This is a genomic window from Streptomyces sp. NPDC002265 (assembly GCF_040296125.1).
Taxonomy (GTDB): Bacteria; Actinomycetota; Actinomycetes; order Streptomycetales; family Streptomycetaceae; genus Streptomyces.
The window spans coordinates 1-15,636 of record NZ_JBEOWS010000229.1 but is presented as its reverse complement, the minus strand read 5'-3'; the positions used below and the strand labels follow the sequence as shown (position 1 = coordinate 15,636).

12 protein-coding genes are annotated in these 15,636 nt (G+C 72.4%); 11 read left to right on the top strand and 1 reads right to left on the bottom strand.

Features of this window, described 5'->3' with window-relative positions:
* Positions 1-176 precede the first annotated feature (176 nt).
* The 11 genes from ABT085_RS31350 to ABT085_RS31300 all read left to right on the top strand — a co-directional run bounded on the left by ABT085_RS31350 (position 177) and on the right by ABT085_RS31300 (position 12,860).
* Complete coding sequence (locus ABT085_RS31350) at positions 177-2,663, top strand: PQQ-dependent sugar dehydrogenase (protein ID WP_351615408.1); 2,487 nt, start codon at positions 177-179, stop codon at positions 2,661-2,663.
* A 14-nt stretch (positions 2,664-2,677) separates the two neighbouring features.
* Complete coding sequence (locus ABT085_RS31345; RefSeq protein ID WP_351615405.1) at positions 2,678-4,006, top strand: ThuA domain-containing protein; 1,329 nt, start codon at positions 2,678-2,680, stop codon at positions 4,004-4,006.
* 103 nt (positions 4,007-4,109) lie between these two features.
* Positions 4,110-5,231, top strand: a complete 1,122-nt coding sequence (locus ABT085_RS31340; protein WP_351615402.1) for an inositol-3-phosphate synthase — start codon at positions 4,110-4,112, stop codon at positions 5,229-5,231.
* Entirely contained in the window at positions 5,228-6,148 is a 921-nt protein-coding gene (locus tag ABT085_RS31335; RefSeq protein ID WP_351615399.1) for an SCO3242 family prenyltransferase, read from the top strand. The genes ABT085_RS31340 and ABT085_RS31335 overlap by 4 nt, the downstream gene beginning before the upstream one ends.
* On the top strand, positions 6,145-7,008 hold the full coding sequence (locus ABT085_RS31330; RefSeq protein WP_351615398.1) for a sugar phosphate isomerase/epimerase family protein: 864 nt from the start codon (positions 6,145-6,147) through the stop codon (positions 7,006-7,008). The genes ABT085_RS31335 and ABT085_RS31330 overlap by 4 nt, the downstream gene beginning before the upstream one ends.
* A 59-nt stretch (positions 7,009-7,067) precedes the next feature.
* A complete protein-coding gene (locus ABT085_RS31325) occupies positions 7,068-7,709 on the top strand; it encodes an EboA domain-containing protein (protein ID WP_502982841.1) in 642 nt (213 codons plus the stop codon).
* A complete protein-coding gene (locus ABT085_RS31320) occupies positions 7,709-8,557 on the top strand; it encodes a TatD family hydrolase (protein WP_351615395.1) in 849 nt (282 codons plus the stop codon). Before ABT085_RS31325 ends, ABT085_RS31320 begins: the two co-directional genes overlap by 1 nt.
* A 3-nt stretch (positions 8,558-8,560) precedes the next feature.
* On the top strand, positions 8,561-9,730 hold the full coding sequence (gene eboE, locus ABT085_RS31315; protein WP_351615393.1) for a metabolite traffic protein EboE: 1,170 nt from the start codon (positions 8,561-8,563) through the stop codon (positions 9,728-9,730).
* Entirely contained in the window at positions 9,727-11,118 is a 1,392-nt protein-coding gene (locus tag ABT085_RS31310; RefSeq protein WP_351615391.1) for an alkaline phosphatase family protein, read from the top strand. Before eboE ends, ABT085_RS31310 begins: the two co-directional genes overlap by 4 nt.
* Before the next feature lie 19 nt (positions 11,119-11,137).
* A complete protein-coding gene (locus tag ABT085_RS31305; protein ID WP_351615388.1) occupies positions 11,138-12,283 on the top strand; it encodes a sugar phosphate isomerase/epimerase family protein in 1,146 nt (381 codons plus the stop codon).
* 223 nt (positions 12,284-12,506) lie between these two features.
* A complete protein-coding gene (locus ABT085_RS31300; RefSeq protein ID WP_351615386.1) occupies positions 12,507-12,860 on the top strand; it encodes a hypothetical protein in 354 nt (117 codons plus the stop codon).
* Between the two features lie 59 nt (positions 12,861-12,919).
* On the opposite strand, the gene ABT085_RS31295 is transcribed toward ABT085_RS31300, so the two are convergent.
* On the bottom strand, positions 12,920-15,502 hold the full coding sequence (locus ABT085_RS31295; protein WP_351615383.1) for an amino acid permease: 2,583 nt from the start codon (positions 15,500-15,502) through the stop codon (positions 12,920-12,922).
* Between the last annotated feature and the right edge of the window lie 134 nt (positions 15,503-15,636).

The window sequence follows — 15,636 nt, the reverse complement described above, 5'->3', positions numbered from 1 at the left end:
CGGGGCCCGTTCTCCGTCCCGCCTACACACCCGGCCGCACCTGTGATTGCGTCCCGGCCCCCCCCCCCCGCGCCCCCACGACAGCCTCCGGCGTCCGCTCGTCACGGCTCCGGGATGACGGCGCATCCCGGCGTACGCACCCACCCGTACAACCAGCCCCGATCTGGAGGCCATTCGTGCACGGGAACGACCCCACCACCCGCCACGCGAACCGCAGAACACGTCTGCGCAAGTCGCTCGCCCTGCTCAGCGGAGCCCTGCTCGCAGGAGCGACTCTCACCCTGACCACCCCCCAGGCCGGCGCTGCCGTCACCGGTCAGGAAGCGGCAGCGCCGACGGAGGACTTCCAGCAGGTCACTCTCGCCAAGGGCGAGGCGGAGGTCGGCGAGCCGATGTCGCTCGCCGTCCTGCCGGACCGCTCGGTCCTGCACACCTCCCGCGACGGTGAACTGCGGCTGACGGACGCCGCCGGGAACACCCGCCTCGCCGGGAAGCTCGACGTCTACTCCCACGACGAGGAGGGCCTGCAAGGCGTCGGCGTCGACCCGGACTTCGTCCACAACCGCGCCATCTACCTCTACTACGCACCGCCGTTGAACACCCCGGCGGGCGACGCCCCGGAGACCGGCACCGCCGCCGACTTCGCGCCCTTCGACGGCGTCAACCGGCTCTCGCGTTTCGTGCTGAACGCCGACGGCACCCTCGACAAGGCCAGCGAGAAGAAGGTCCTCGACGTCTCCACCACACGCGGCCTGTGCTGCCACGTCGGCGGTGACATCGACTTCGACGCGGCCGGCAACCTGTACCTGTCGACGGGCGACGACTCCAACCCCTTCCAGTCCGACGGCTACAGCCCGCTGGACGAGCGCGCCGACCGCAACCCCGGCTTCGACGCGCAGCGCACCGCGGGCAACACCAACGACCTGCGCGGCAAGATCCTGCGCATCAAGGTCGCCGCCGACGGCTCCTACACCGTCCCCGACGGCAACCTCTTCCCGCCCGGCACGGACAGGACGCGGCCCGAGATCTACGCCATGGGCTTCCGCAACCCGTTCCGCTTCAGCGTCGACAAGAAGACCGGCATCGTCTACGTCGGCGACTACGGCCCCGACGCAGGCGCGGCCGACCCCGCCCGCGGCCCGGCCGGCCAGGTCGAGTTCGCCCGGGTGACCAAGGCCGGCAACTTCGGCTGGCCGTACTGCACCGGCGCCAACGACGCCTTCGCCGACTACGACTTCGCGACGAAGACCTCCGGGGCCAGGTTCGACTGTTCCGCGCCGAAGAACGACTCGCCGCACAACACCGGTCTGACGGACCTGCCCCCGGCGCAGCCGGCCTGGATCCCCTACGACGGCGCGTCCGTGCCCGAGTTCGGCACCGGCTCGGAGTCCCCGATGGGCGGCCCGGTCTACCACTACGACGCCGCCCTCGACTCGCCCGTGAAGTTCCCCGCGGCCTACGACGGCGACTTCTTCGCCGGTGAGTTCGGCCGCCGCTGGATCAAGCGCATCACCAGCGACGCCGACGGCCAGGTCCAGTCGATCAACGACATCCCCTGGAGCGGCACCCAGGTGATGGACATGGCCTTCGGCCCCGACGGCGCCCTCTACGTGCTCGACTACGGCACCGCCTGGTTCGGCGGCGACGACCACTCGGGCCTGTACCGCATCGAGAACGCGACCGACGGGCACTCCCCGGTGGCCCAGGCGGCGGCGGACCGCACCTCCGGACAGGCCCCGCTGAAGGTGGCCTTCTCCACGGCCGGCTCCAGCGACCAGGACGGCGACGCGCTCACCTACAGCTGGGACTTCGGCGACGGCGCGACCGCCGCAGGGGCCAACCCGACGCACAAGTACAAGAAGAACGGCACCTACACCGCCACGGTGACCGCGAAGGACTCCACCGGCCGCACCGGCAGCGCGAGCGTCCAGGTGGTCGTCGGCAACACCGCGCCCACCGTCACCCTGCAACTCCCGCAGGACGGGCAGCTGTTCAGCTTCGGTGACGCCATTCCGTTCAAGGTGAAGGTGACCGACCCCGAGGACGGCAAGGCGATCGACTGCGCCAAGGTCACCGTCAACTTCATCCTCGGCCACGACACCCACGGCCACCCGCTGACCTCCGCGCAGGGCTGCACCGGCACCCTCCAGACCAGCGCCGACGGCGGGCACGACCAGGACGCCAACATCTTCGGTGTCCTCGACGCCCAGTACACCGACAACGGAGGCGGCGGCCAGGAGGCGCTCACCACGCACGCCCGCAGCGTCCTCCAGCCCCGGCACCGCCAGGCCGAGCACTTCAGCACCTCCTCCGGTGTCACGGTGACCGACCGCACCGGCGCCCACGGCGCCAGGACCGTCGGCGACATCGGCAACGGCGACTGGATCGCCTTCACCCCGTACGCCCTGTCGAACGCCAAGAAGATCACCGCGCGGGTCGCCTCGGCCGGCGCCGGCGGCACCCTGGAGGTCCGCGCCGGGTCCGCGACCGGCACCCTGCTGGGCAAGGCCGGCGTGCCGGTGACCGGCGGCTGGGACACCTACCAGGACGTCTCCGCCGACCTGTCCCGGGCACCGCGCGGCACCACCACCCTCTACCTCGTCTTCAAGGGCGGCAGCGGATCCCTCTACGAGCTCGACGACTTCACCTTCACCACCGGCTGAGAGGAGGCGACACCATGAGAGCGACGGCCAGAACCACCACCGCGGTGCTCGGTGCCGCCCTGCTCCTCGGTGCTATGACCGCACCCGCCGTGTCGGACCCGGCCCACACCAAGCGCGTCCTGGTCTTCTCCAAGACCGCGGGCTTCCGGCACGACTCCATCCCCGAGGGCATCGCCGCCGTCGAGCAGCTCGGCCGGGCCAACGGCTTCACCGTCGACGCCACCGAGGACGCGGGCGCCTTCACCGGCAAGAACCTGCGCCGCTACGACGCCGTGGTCTTCATGTCGACCACCGGCGACGTCCTCGACGCCGCCCAGCAGGACGCGTTCGAGGGGTACGTCCGGCACGGCGGGGGCTATGTCGGTGTCCACTCGGCCGCCGACACCGAGTACGACTGGGCGTTCTACGGCGGCCTGGCGGGCGCGTACTTCCAGAACCACCCGGCGATCCAGCCGGCCACGGTGAACGTGGAGGACCGCGCCCACCCGGCGACCTCGCACCTGGGACGGACCTGGGAGCGCACGGACGAGTGGTACAACTACCGCTCGAACCCGCGCGAGCACGCCCACGTCCTGGCCTCCCTGGACGAGACGTCGTACACCGGCGGCACCATGAACGGCGACCATCCCATCGCCTGGTGCCAGGACTACCAGGGCGGCCGCGCCTTCTACACCGGCGGCGGCCACACCAAGGAGTCCTACGCCGACCCCGCCTTCCGGCAGCATCTGCTGGGCGGCATCCGGTGGGTCATCGGCGACGTCCAGGCCGACTGCCGGCCCGAGAACGGCTATCGGCCGCTCTTCGACGGCAGCTCCCTGGACGGCTGGCGACAGGCGGGCCCGGGCGGCTTCACCCGCTCCGACGACGGCACGCTCACGTCGGACGGAGGTCTGGGACTGCTCTGGTACACCCCGCGGAGCTTCGGCTCGTACTCGCTGAAGCTCGACTGGAAGGCGGCCGGCGACGACAACTCGGGTGTGTTCGTGGGCTTCCCGCCCTCGGACGACCCCTGGTCGGCGGTCGACAACGGCTACGAGATCCAGATCGACGCCACCGACGTGCCCGAGAAGACCACGGGCTCCGTCTACGGCTTCCGGTCCGCCGACGTGAAGAAGCGCGACCGTGCGCTGAATCCGCCGGGGGAGTGGAACACGTACGAGATCCGCGTGCAGGGCGAACGACTGCGGGTCTGGCTCAACGGCGTGAAGATCAACGATTTCACCAATACCGATCCGGCCCGGAGCCTGCGCGACGGACACATCGGCATCCAGAACCACGGAGCCGGTGACGACGTGTCGTTCCGCAACATCCGGATCAAGGAACTGCCCGTCAAGGGCCGCTGAGCGGCGGCGGGCGGGGGACGCCGGACCCCCGCCCGCCGTCTTTTCTCCTCACCCACCAGGGGTCCTCACCCACCAGGGTCCGCGCCCGTCAAGGAGGCTGCCCATGTCCGCGTCCCTTCCCCGCACCCGCGTGGGAGTGTGGCTGATCGGTGCCCGCGGCTCCGTCGCCACCACCGCCGTGGCCGGCTGCGCCGCCGTGGCGGCGGGCCTGCAACCGCCCACCGGAATGGTCACCGAGACGCCGCCGTTCGCCGACAGCGGTCTGCCGCCCCTCGCGTCCCTCGTCTTCGGCGGCCACGACACGACGGACTGCCCGCTGCCCAAACGGGCGGAGGAACTGGCCGCGGACGGTGTCCTGCCGCACGGACTGCCGGCCGCGGTGGCGGCCGAACTCGCCGCGGCCGACGCGGAGATACGGCCGGGCGGCCCGGCCCCGGGTGACACCCGCAGCACCGAGCGGCTGATCGCCGCCTTCACCGCCGACATCCAGGACTTCGTACGGCGCGGACGGCTGGAGCGCGCCGTCGTGGTCAACGTGGCCTCCACCGAACCCGCCGCCGACGGCGCCGACCTGCCGCCGAGCTCGCTGTACGCGGCGGCGGCCCTGCGCGCCGGCTGCGGCTACGTCAACTTCACCCCCTCGACGGGACTGCACCACCCGGCACTGGCCGCGGTGGCCGCGACCGCCGGTGCGCCGTACGCCGGCCGGGACGGCAAGACCGGACAGACCCTGCTGCGCTCGGTCCTCGGACCGATGTTCGCGCAGCGGGCGCTGGACGTGCGCGCCTGGTCCGGCACCAACCTGCTCGGCGGCGGCGACGGCGCGGCGCTGGCCGACCCGGCGGCCGCCGCCGCCAAGAACGCCGGCAAGGAACGCGTCCTGGCCGACACCCTCGGCGGCAGCCCGCAGGGCGAGGTGCACATCGACGACGTACCGGCGCTCGGCGACTGGAAGACCGCCTGGGACCACATCGCCTTCGACGGCTTCCTCGGCACCCGCATGATCCTCCAGACCATCTGGCAGGGCTGCGACTCGGCCCTGGCGGCGCCCCTGGTCCTGGACCTGGCCCGACTGACCCTGCGCGCCCACGAGTCGGGCATCCGGGGACCGCTGACCGACCTAGGCTTCTACTTCAAGGACCCGGTGGGGCAGGCGCCTTCGGCGCTCGGGGAGCAGTACGCGGCGCTCGTACGGTTCGGACAGCGGCTGCGGGAGGCCGTGTGAGTGCCCGCGCCTGGGCCGAACTGCTGCGCCTGCCCGCGCTGTTGACCGTACCCGGCGATGTGCTGGCCGGGGCGGCGGCCGCGCCGGGACGGCCCGGACGGCGCACCCTGCTGGCAGCGGGCTGCTCGCTGTGCCTCTACGAGGCCGGCATGGCGCTCAACGACTGGGCCGACCGCGAGGAGGACGCCGCCGAGCGCCCGCACCGGCCCCTGCCCTCCGGCCGCATCAAGCCCGCGGCCGCCCTCACCGCGGCCGGTGCGCTCACCGCGGCCGGCCTGGCCCTCGCCGCCCGCGCCGGCCGCCCCGCCCTCGCCGTCGCGGCCTCGCTCGCGGCCACCGTATGGGCGTACGACCTGGGCCTCAAGCGCACCGCGGCCGGTCCCGCGGCGATGGCGGCGGCCCGCGGACTCGACCTGCTGCTCGGCGCGGCGGCCACCGGACCGCAGCGGGGCACGGTGCGCCGGGCCCTGCCCTCCGCCGCGCTGCTGAGCACCCACACCCTGGCCCTCACCACGGTCTCCCGGCACGAGACCACTGGGGGAGCGGTACTGCCCCCGCTCGCCGCGCTGACCACGGCGGGCGCACTCGGACTCCTGCTCGCCCGGCGACTCCCGGCGGGCCGGGGTGCCGCACCCACCCCCGGCCCGCCGGGCGACACCCGTGAGGGAACGGCCCCGCGGGCGCTGGGCACCGCGCTCACCGCCGCCTACACCGCCCTGGCCGCCCGCCCCTATCTGCACGCCGCCCTCAACCCCTCGCCCCAGCTCACCCAGAAGGCCGTCGGGGGCGGCATCCGCGCCACCATCCCCCTCCAGGCCGCCCTCTGCGCGCGCGCCGGCGCCCCCGTCGCCGCGCTGTGCACCGCCGCGCTCGCCCCGCTGGCGGCCCGGCTGTCGAGAAAGGTGAGCGTGACATGACCCTGCGCTTCGGGTACGGCACCAACGGCCTCACCGACCTGCGGCTCGACGACGCCCTCGCGCTGCTCGCCGACCTCGGCTACGACGGCGTCGGCCTGACCCTCGACCACATGCACCTCGACCCGCTGGCTCCCCACCTCGCCGAACGCACCCGCCGGGTCGCGAAGCGGCTGGCCGGGCTCGGCCTGGACGTCACCGTGGAGACCGGTGCCCGCTACGTCCTCGACCCGCGTCGCAAGCACGGGCCGTCCCTGCTCGACCCGGACCCGCAGGACCGCGCCCGCCGCACGGACCTGCTCCTGCGGGCGGTGCGGGTGGCGGCGGACCTCGGGGCACGGGCCGTGCACTGCTTCAGCGGAATCGTTCCGTCAACGGTGGCGGACCCCGGCCCGGCCTGGCAGCGGCTCGCCGCCTCCCTCACACCCGTGCTGGAGGCCGCGGACGCCGCCGGCATCCCCCTCGCCGTCGAACCCGAGCCCGGCCACCTCCTCGCCACCCTCGCCGACTTCCACCATCTGCGCGGCCTGCTCGGCGACCCGCCCGCCCTGGGCCTCACCCTCGACATCGGCCACTGCCAGTGCCTGGAGGCCCTGCCGCCCCAGGACTGCGTACGCGCCGCCGCGCCCTGGCTGCGGCACGTCCAGATCGAGGACATGCGGCGCGGCGTCCACGACCATCTCCCGTTCGGCGAGGGCGAGATCGACTTCCCGTCCGTCCTCGCGGCCCTCGACACCAGCGGCTACCAGGGCCTGACGGTCGTGGAACTGCCCCGCCACTCCCACGCCGGTCCCCACCAGGCCACGACCTCGCTGCCGTTCCTGCGCCGCGCCGCCGAAACCCCTCCCGCGAGCACGCCGTGACCCCCACTTCACCGGTACCGCGCGGCCGGCCACCCGCCCAGGACGCAAAGGAGCACACCGTGACCCACACCGCCGTCGCAGCGGCGCCCTCCCTCGGCGCCCTGCGCGAACACCTCGACACGCACCTCGATCCGGCCGCCCGTCGGTGGTACCGGCAGGCCCTGGCCGAAGCCGCCGAACACCCGGGCGGACACGGACCGATCAGCGCCTGGGAACTGCGGCTCGCGGAGGCCGGACGCCGCTGCGGCAGCCGGCACGCCGACGCCGCCCGCGTCCTGATCCTGCACGCCGCCCGTGCCGACACCGCCGCCCTCACCCGCGTCTACCGGCAGGGCACCGCCGACGAACGGCGGGCCGTGCTGCTCGCCCTGCCGCACCTCGTGCCGGGCCCGGACGCGCTGCCGCTCACCGAGGACGCCCTGCGCACCAACGACACCCGGCTGGTCGCCGCCGCCGTCGGCCCCTACGCGGCCCGCCACCTGGACACCCACGGCTGGCGGCACGCCGTCCTCAAGTGCCTGTTCACCGGCGTGCCCGTCGACGCGGTCGCCGCCCTCGACGAGCGCGCCCACGACGACGCCGAACTCGCCCGGATGCTCTCCGACTTCGCCGCCGAGCGCACTGCCGCCGACCGACCGGTCCCCGCCGGTCTGCACCAGGTGCTGGCCCTGGCCACCGCACCGAGCCGCAAGGAGTCCTGATGCGCCTGTTCGACCCCCACATCCACATGACCTCCCGGACCACCGACGACTACGAGGCCATGCGGGCCGCCGGCATCCGCGCGCTGGTGGAACCCGCGTTCTGGCTCGGCCAGCCCCGCACCTCACCCGCCTCCTTCCTCGACTACTTCGACTCCCTGCTCGGCTGGGAGCCGTTCCGCGCCGCCCAGTACGGCATCGCCCACCACTGCACCCTCGCCCTCAACCCCAAGGAGGCCAACGACCCGCGCTGCACGCCCGTCCTGGACGAACTGCCCCGCTACCTCGTCAAGGACCAGGTCGTCGCGGTCGGCGAGATCGGCTACGACTCCATGACCCCCGCCGAGGACAAGGCCCTCGCCACTCAGCTCCAGCTCGCCGCCGACCACGGCCTGCCCGCCCTCGTGCACACCCCGCACCGCGACAAGCTCGCGGGCCTGCGCCGCACCCTCGACGTCGTGCGCGAGTCCGCCCTGCCCCTGGACCGGGTCCTGGTCGACCACCTCAACGAGACGACCGTCAAGGAGGCCAAGGACAGCGGCTGCTGGCTGGGCTTCTCCGTCTACCCCGACACCAAGATGGACGAGCGGCGCATGGTGGAGATCCTGCGCGCCTACGGCCCCGAGAAGGTGCTCGTCAACTCCGCCGCCGACTGGGGCCGCAGCGACCCGCTGAAGACCCGCGCGGTGGCCGACCTGATGCTCGCCGAGGGCTTCACCGAGGACGACGTCGACCGGGTGCTGTGGCGCAACCCGGTCGCCTTCTACGGGCTCAGCGGCCGGCTGGACCTGGACATCGCGCAGCCCGAGGCCACCCACGAGGGCAACTCCCTCGCCCGCGGCGGGGAGTGAGCGATGCGCTTCACCCACCCCGACGGTACGACCGTCCACCTCGCCTACTGCACCAACGTGCACCCCGCCGAGACCGTCGACGGCGTCCTCGCCCAACTGCGCGACCACTGCGAACCGGTGCGCCGCCGGCTGGGCCGCGACCGCCTCGGGATCGGCCTGTGGCTCGCCCGGGACGCCGCCCGCGCCCTGGACTGCGACCCGGCCGCCCTGAGCACCCTGCGCGGCGAACTCGACCGGCGCGGCCTGGAGGTCGTCACCCTCAACGGCTTCCCGTACGAAGGCTTCGGCGCCGACGAGGTCAAGTACCGGGTGTACAAGCCCGACTGGGCCGACCCCGAGCGCCTCGAACACACCACCGCGCTGGCCCGGATCCTCGGCGCGCTGCTGCCCGACGACGTCACCGAGGGCAGCATCTCCACCCTGCCGCTCGGCTGGCGCACCGGCTGGAGCGCCGACCGCGCCCGCACCGGCCACGACGCCCTGCGCACCCTCGGCACCCGCCTCGACACTCTGGCCGAACTCACCGGCCGCTCCATCCGCGTCGGCCTGGAACCCGAGCCTGGCTGCACCGTGGAGACCACCCACGACGCCCTGGCCCCGCTCACCGCCGTCGCCCACCCCCGCGTCGGCGTCTGCGTCGACACCTGTCACCTCGCGACCTCCTTCGAGGACCCGCGCATCGCACTGGACGACCTCGCCGCCGCGCACATCCCCGTCGTCAAGGCGCAACTGTCGGCCGCCCTGCACGCCGAGCACCCAGGCCGCCCCCAAGTACGCGACGCCCTGGCCGAGTTCGCCGAACCCCGCTTCCTGCACCAGACCCGGACCCGCACCCCCGCCGGGCTGCACGGCACCGACGACCTTCCCGAAGCCCTCGCCGGCGACACGCTCCCCGCCGGCACGCCGTGGCGCGCCCACTTCCACGTCCCGCTGCACGCCGAACCCGACGGCCCCCTCACCGCCACGCACCCGGAACTGCGCGCCGCCCTCACCCGCCTCGTCGGCGGACCCCGCCCCCTCACCCGGCACCTGGAGGTCGAGACGTACACCTGGCAGGCACTCCCGCCCGGCCTGCGCCCCCGGGACCGCGACGGGCTCGCCGACGGCATCGCCGCCGAACTCGCCCTCGCCCGCGACCTGCTGACCGACCTCGGACTGAAGGAGCAGCCATGACCGCACCCACCCCGCTGCTGGTCCTCGACGTCGTCGGCCTCACCCCCCGCCTCCTCGCCCACATGCCCCACCTCGGGGCACTCGCCGACAACGGGTCCCGGGCACACCTCGGCACCGTCCTGCCCGCCGTCACCTGCGCCGCCCAGTCCACCTTCCTCACCGGCACGCTCCCCGCCGAACACGGCATCGTCGGCAACGGCTGGTACTTCCGTGAACTCGGCGACGTACTCCTCTGGCGCCAGCACAACGGGCTCGTCGCGGGCGACAAGATCTGGGACGCGGCCCGCCGCGCCCACCCCGGCTACACGGTCGCCAACATCTGCTGGTGGTACGCCATGGGCGCCGACACCGACATCACCGTCACCCCGCGCCCCGTCTACTACGCCGACGGCCGCAAGGAACCCGACTGCTACACCAGACCGGCCGCCCTGCACGACGAACTCACCGAAGAGCTCGGCACGTTCCCCCTCTTCCGCTTCTGGGGTCCGGCAGCCGACCTCACCTCCAGCCAGTGGATCATCGACGCCACCCGGCACATCCTGCGCACCCGCACACCCGACCTCGCCCTGTGCTACCTCCCCCACCTCGACTACGACCTCCAGCGCTACGGCCCCGACGACCCGCGCTCCCTGCAGGCCGCCACCGACCTCGACGCCGCCCTGGCCCCGCTCCTCGACGACGCCCGCGCCCAGGGCCGTACCGTCGTCGCCCTGTCCGAGTACGGCATCACCAAGGTCAGCAGGCCCGTCGACATCAACCGCGCCCTGCGCCGCGCGGGCCTGCTGGAAGTCCACACCCAGGACGGCATGGAGTACCTGGACCCGATGGCATCGCGCGCGTTCGCCGTCGCCGACCACCAGATCGCCCATGTCTACGTCCGCCGCCCCGAGGACCTGGCCGCCACCCGCGCCGCCCTCGACGGCCTGCCCGGCATCGAGCAACTCCTCGACGACGAGGGCAAGAAGGCCCAACACCTGGACCACCCGCGGGCCGGCGAACTGGTCGCGGTGGCCGAACCCGACGCCTGGTTCACGTACTACTACTGGCTCGACGACGTCCGCGCACCCGACTTCGCGCAGCTCGTGGAGATCCACCGCAAACCCGGCTACGACCCGGTCGAGCTGTTCATGGATCCCCACGACCCCTACGTCAAGGTCAAGGCGGCCACCGCGCTCGCCCGCAAGAAGCTCGGCCTGCGCTACCGCATGGCGGTCGTACCCCTCGACGCCACACCCGTCCGGGGCAGCCACGGCCGCCTCCCCACGAGCGACGACGACGGTCCGCTCCTCCTGTGCTCCACCCCCCGCGCCGTCGGCGACCGCATCGCGGCCACCGACGTGAAACCGCTCCTGCTCCACCTCGCCGGTCTCGGTACCGGTCACCTGTGAAGGAAGGCACCCGTTGAACATGAACCAGCACTCCGACGACCAGCTGCGCCGCAGCCTCGGCATCGGCCGCCGCAGCTTCCTGAGCACCTGCACCGCCGTCGCGGCGGGCGCGATCGCCGCCCCCGTCCTCGGCGCGGGCCCCGTCCACGCCGCACCCGGGGCGGAGAACAAGGGCGGCGAGAACGGCAAGGGGCAGGTTCTCGTCCCCGCGGACAAGCGCGGCATCATCCTCTACACCGTCCGTGACGCCATCGGCCGCGACCCGGGGACCAGCACGCTGCCGTCCGGCTTCCGCGCGGTGTTCGAGCAGCTCGCCCGGTTCGGTTACCAGCAGGTCGAGTTCGCGGGCTACGGCCAGCACGCCAACGCGCCCGGCGGGGCGAGCCTGGAGTCCGTCGAGGGCGCGAAGCAGCTGCGCCGCTGGCTCGATGACAACGGACTGCGCGCCCAGGGCAACCACGGCTTCATCCCCGGCTCCTGGCCGCTGTCCACCGCGGACCTGGACACCTTCAAGAAGCACCTGGAGATCGCCAACATCCTCGGCATGGCCCATGTGGGCACCGGCGGCGACCCCACCAGCAGCGCCTACAAGGCGGACTGGGACGTGGCCGCCGACAAGTGGCACGCCCTCGGCGCCCTCGCCCGCCGCGCCGGTCTGAAGCTGTACACCCACAACCACGACGCGGCCTACGGCTTCCTCCTGGACGGCGGCCCGCTCGACGCCCAGGGCCGGCCGACCCGCAGCTCCGGCATCCGCAAGCTGGAGTACTTCCTGTCCATCACCGACCCGAAGACGGTCTGGCTGGAGATGGACATCTTCTGGGCGCACGTGGCCCAGTACAAGTTCCGCACCTACACCGCCCACGACGGCTCGACCCGGACGAACATCTTCGACCCGGCCGGCCTGGTCACCCGCCACAACAAGCGCTACCCGCTGTTCCACGCCAAGGACGGCGTCGTCAACGCGACCAACGGCCAGGGCTACGACATGGTCCCGTTCGGCACCGGCGTCATCGACTACCACACGTTCTTCTCGCGGGTCGGCCAGCGCAACTACCACAACCCGATGATCGAGCAGGACAACGCTCCGAGCACCACGAACCCGGGCCAGTCCCTGGAACACGCGGCCATCGGCTACCGCAACCTGGCAGCACTGCGCCGCTAGGACTTCACCGGCCGCAGCCGTACGGCGCGGGAGCGGCGGAGAGGCCGCCGGTCAACGGGCCCCGGGACAGATTTCCCGGGGCCCGTTTCGGGGGGTGCACTGTTCAACGACCCAGTCGGTGAAGCGTCACGCCTGCGTCTGCCGCCGGGCCCGGTCGATCTCCGTCGGGTGATCTTCGGCCGGTGGCCGTGACCGGTCCGGTGGGTGCCGGGGTTGAGGCGGTATGCACCTGACCCGACGCCTGTCCACCACGGCCGCCGCCTTCCTGCTGGCGACCGCCCTGTCCACCGCCCCGCCGGCCACCGCAGCCCCCACCGCGTCCGCGCCGTGCACGTCGATGTGGGAGGCCGTACAGAAGGCCGCCGTGCGCAAGCCCGCGAGGAACGAGGGGCCGGTCGCGACGACGGTGTCGCCCCTCGTGCGGTATCTGCGCCGAGGGGAGAAGGTCCGATCGTGCGTGGTCGCGATCGGCCGGGGCGGGCGCTCCGCATACCGGGAGTGCGGGGGCGGGAGCCAGTGGCGGATCGTGCTCGGCGGCCAGGTACCGGCCCGGTGCCTGAAGCGCGCGCGCCCCTGAAACGGGCAGGGCTCCGCAGTGGGCGCGGCCCTGAAGCAGCGGAGCTGAGAGCAGTGGGGCTAGGGGCCGTCCGGCGGTGGCAGGTCCTGCTCGGTCCAGAGCGTCTTGCCGGTGGAGGTGTAGCGCGTGCCCCAGTGATGGGTCATCTGGGCGATGATGAACAGTCCCCGGCCTCCCTCGTCGTCGCTGGCGGCGTGCCGCAGATTGGGCGTGGTGTGGCCGGCGTCGGAGACTTCGCAGATCAGGGCCCGGTCGCGGATCAGGCGTACCTGGATCGGGCCGCCGCCGTAGCGGATGGCGTTGGTGACCAGTTCGCTGACGATGAGCTGGCTGGTGAACTCCAGATCGTCCAGGCCCCAGTCGCGCAGCTGTTTGCTGACGGCCGTGCGTATGGTGCCCACCGCCTCCGGATCCGTCGAGACGTCCCACTGGGCGAACTGGCTGCGATCGAGCAGATGGGTCCGGACCATGAGCAGTGTCGCGTCCTCGTCCACCGGACCGGGAAGCAGCGTGTCCACCGCTCGATCGCACAATTGTTCCAATGATGATCTGTTGTCGGCGAGGGCGTGGGACAGTCGCGCGAGTCCGGCCGCACGGCTGTCGGAGTCCTGGAGGAGGCCTCCCGTGAAGAGGGCGAGGAGCGTGCCCGGCGCGAGCTTCAGTTCGATGCTCTCGTAGGGCGGGCCGCCGACGCCCAACGGCGGTCCGGGGGGCAGTTTCGGATGGTCGACGACGCCGGTGCCCGGATCGATGACCACGAGCACCGACTCCCCGGCCCGCGCGAGGCTGCAGCCCCCCGAGACGGGGTCGTACATCGCATACAGGCAGGACACTCCCCGGGCGCCGTCGGCCCGTATCTTCGGATGCTTCGGGCCCTTCGGATGTTCCGGGTCCTTCGGAGGCCCCGTGCCGCGGCCGACCGTGGTCTCGAGCGCGGTCTGTTCGACCAGGTCGTCCAGGCGTGACAGCAACTCGTCCGGGCTCAGATCCATCCGGGCCAGCACGCGCACACCCGTTCTCAGACGCCCCATGGTGGCCGCCGCCTGGAGGCCGTGACCGAGCACATCCCCGACGACCAGGGCGACCCGGGTGCCCGACAGGGGGATGACGTCGTACCAGTCGCCGCCCACCCCGGCCCCGCTGTCGGCGGGCTGATAGCGGCTCGCCGAGTCGACGGCGACGTGCTGCGGCAGGCCGCGCGGGAGCAGGCCCCGCTGGAGTTTGAGGGCCACCGTGTGGCCGCGGGTGACCACGGGCATCAGCAGCACGCCGATCAGCAGGGCGCCCAGACCCAGGACGGTGACGCCGCCCGTGTTTCCGATCAGCGGCAGGTCGACGACGGTCCACCCGTACCCGGGCTCCGCGTAGACCACGAAGGCCGCGTAGAGGAACAGCACGAGCATGATCAGCCCGCCGAGCCCCGGCAGCACCCCCTTGAAGATCAGGTCTCTGCCGCTGCGGGTGAGAACCCTGCGGTGGTACCAGACGCAGGCGAAGCCGGTCAGTCCGTACTGGAACGCGATCGCGAGACCGATGGAGTCGATCGAGTCGGCCAGGACGTTCTGGCTGAACGAGGACAGCAGTACCAGCAGGGCGATCGAGACCGCGCCCGTTCCCACGGTGCCCCAGGTCGGGGTGAGGTACTTGCGGTGGACCCGGGCGAACCGGGGTGGGACGGCCTTGTGGACCGCCATCGAGAAGACGGTTCTGGCGAGGGGCAGGATGGTGGTCTGCGCGGAGGCCAGCGCCGAGGTCAGCACCATCAGGATCAGCAGTCTCGACAGGACGACCCCCGACTGCTGGCTCCCGAACACGGCCTCGCCCAGCCCGGCGAACACGTCGTCCACGTTGTCGGGGTTGGCGAGCCCGATGCCGGAGGTGCCGACTCCCGCGAACGCCTGCGCCGACGTGGACACCAGCCCGTACATGAGCAGGAGCAGCACTGTGGACAGGACCGCTGCGCGTCCCGGGACGCGGTTGCTGTCGACGGTTTCCTCGTTGACCGAGAACGCGGTGTCCCAGCCCCAGTAGATGAAGACCCCCGCGAGAACGCCGGAGGTCAGGGCCTGCGCCGAGGGCACCTCGAAGGGGTTGAACCAGGAGGCGGAGACAGGGATGGCCGTCGGGGGAGGGTTCATGTAGACCCTGAACAGTGCGGCGACGGCGAAGACGAGCAGCATCGCCACTTCCAGGCACAGCAGCCAGCGCTGGATCGCCGCCGAGATCTCGATACCGGCGTAGCAGATCGCGGTCAGTCCGACGATGCAGAGGATGCCTGCCAGGGTGGTCCACAGCCGGCTCTCCGCCGGCCCGTCCAGGCCCACCAACCGGAAGGCGTAGGAGGCGGCGATCGCGGCGAGGTTCGCCATGACGAGCATGTTGGCGACGATCAGGCCCCAGCCGCCCATCCAGCCGGTGCGTGGTCCGAAAGCACGGGTGGCCCAGGTGAAGGTGGTCCCGCAGTCGGCGTTGCTCGCGTTGAGCGCCCGGAAGGCGTACGCGACCAGGAGCATCGGGACGAAGGCCAGCATGGTGATGATCGGGGCCTGCAGTCCGACCCCCGCCACGATGACGCCCAGTGTGGCGGCGAGGCTGTAGGCCGGGCCGGTGGAGGCCAGCGCCATGACGACCGAGGAGAACATGCCGAGGGCATTGCTCTTGAGTCCCTTTCGGCCGGCCCCTGAGCCGGGGGCGGGACGGCCGGCGGACATGGCGCCGCCAAAGTGCCTCACACTTGATTCCAACGCGGGGCGGTTCCCTCCGCAACAGCGCGAGG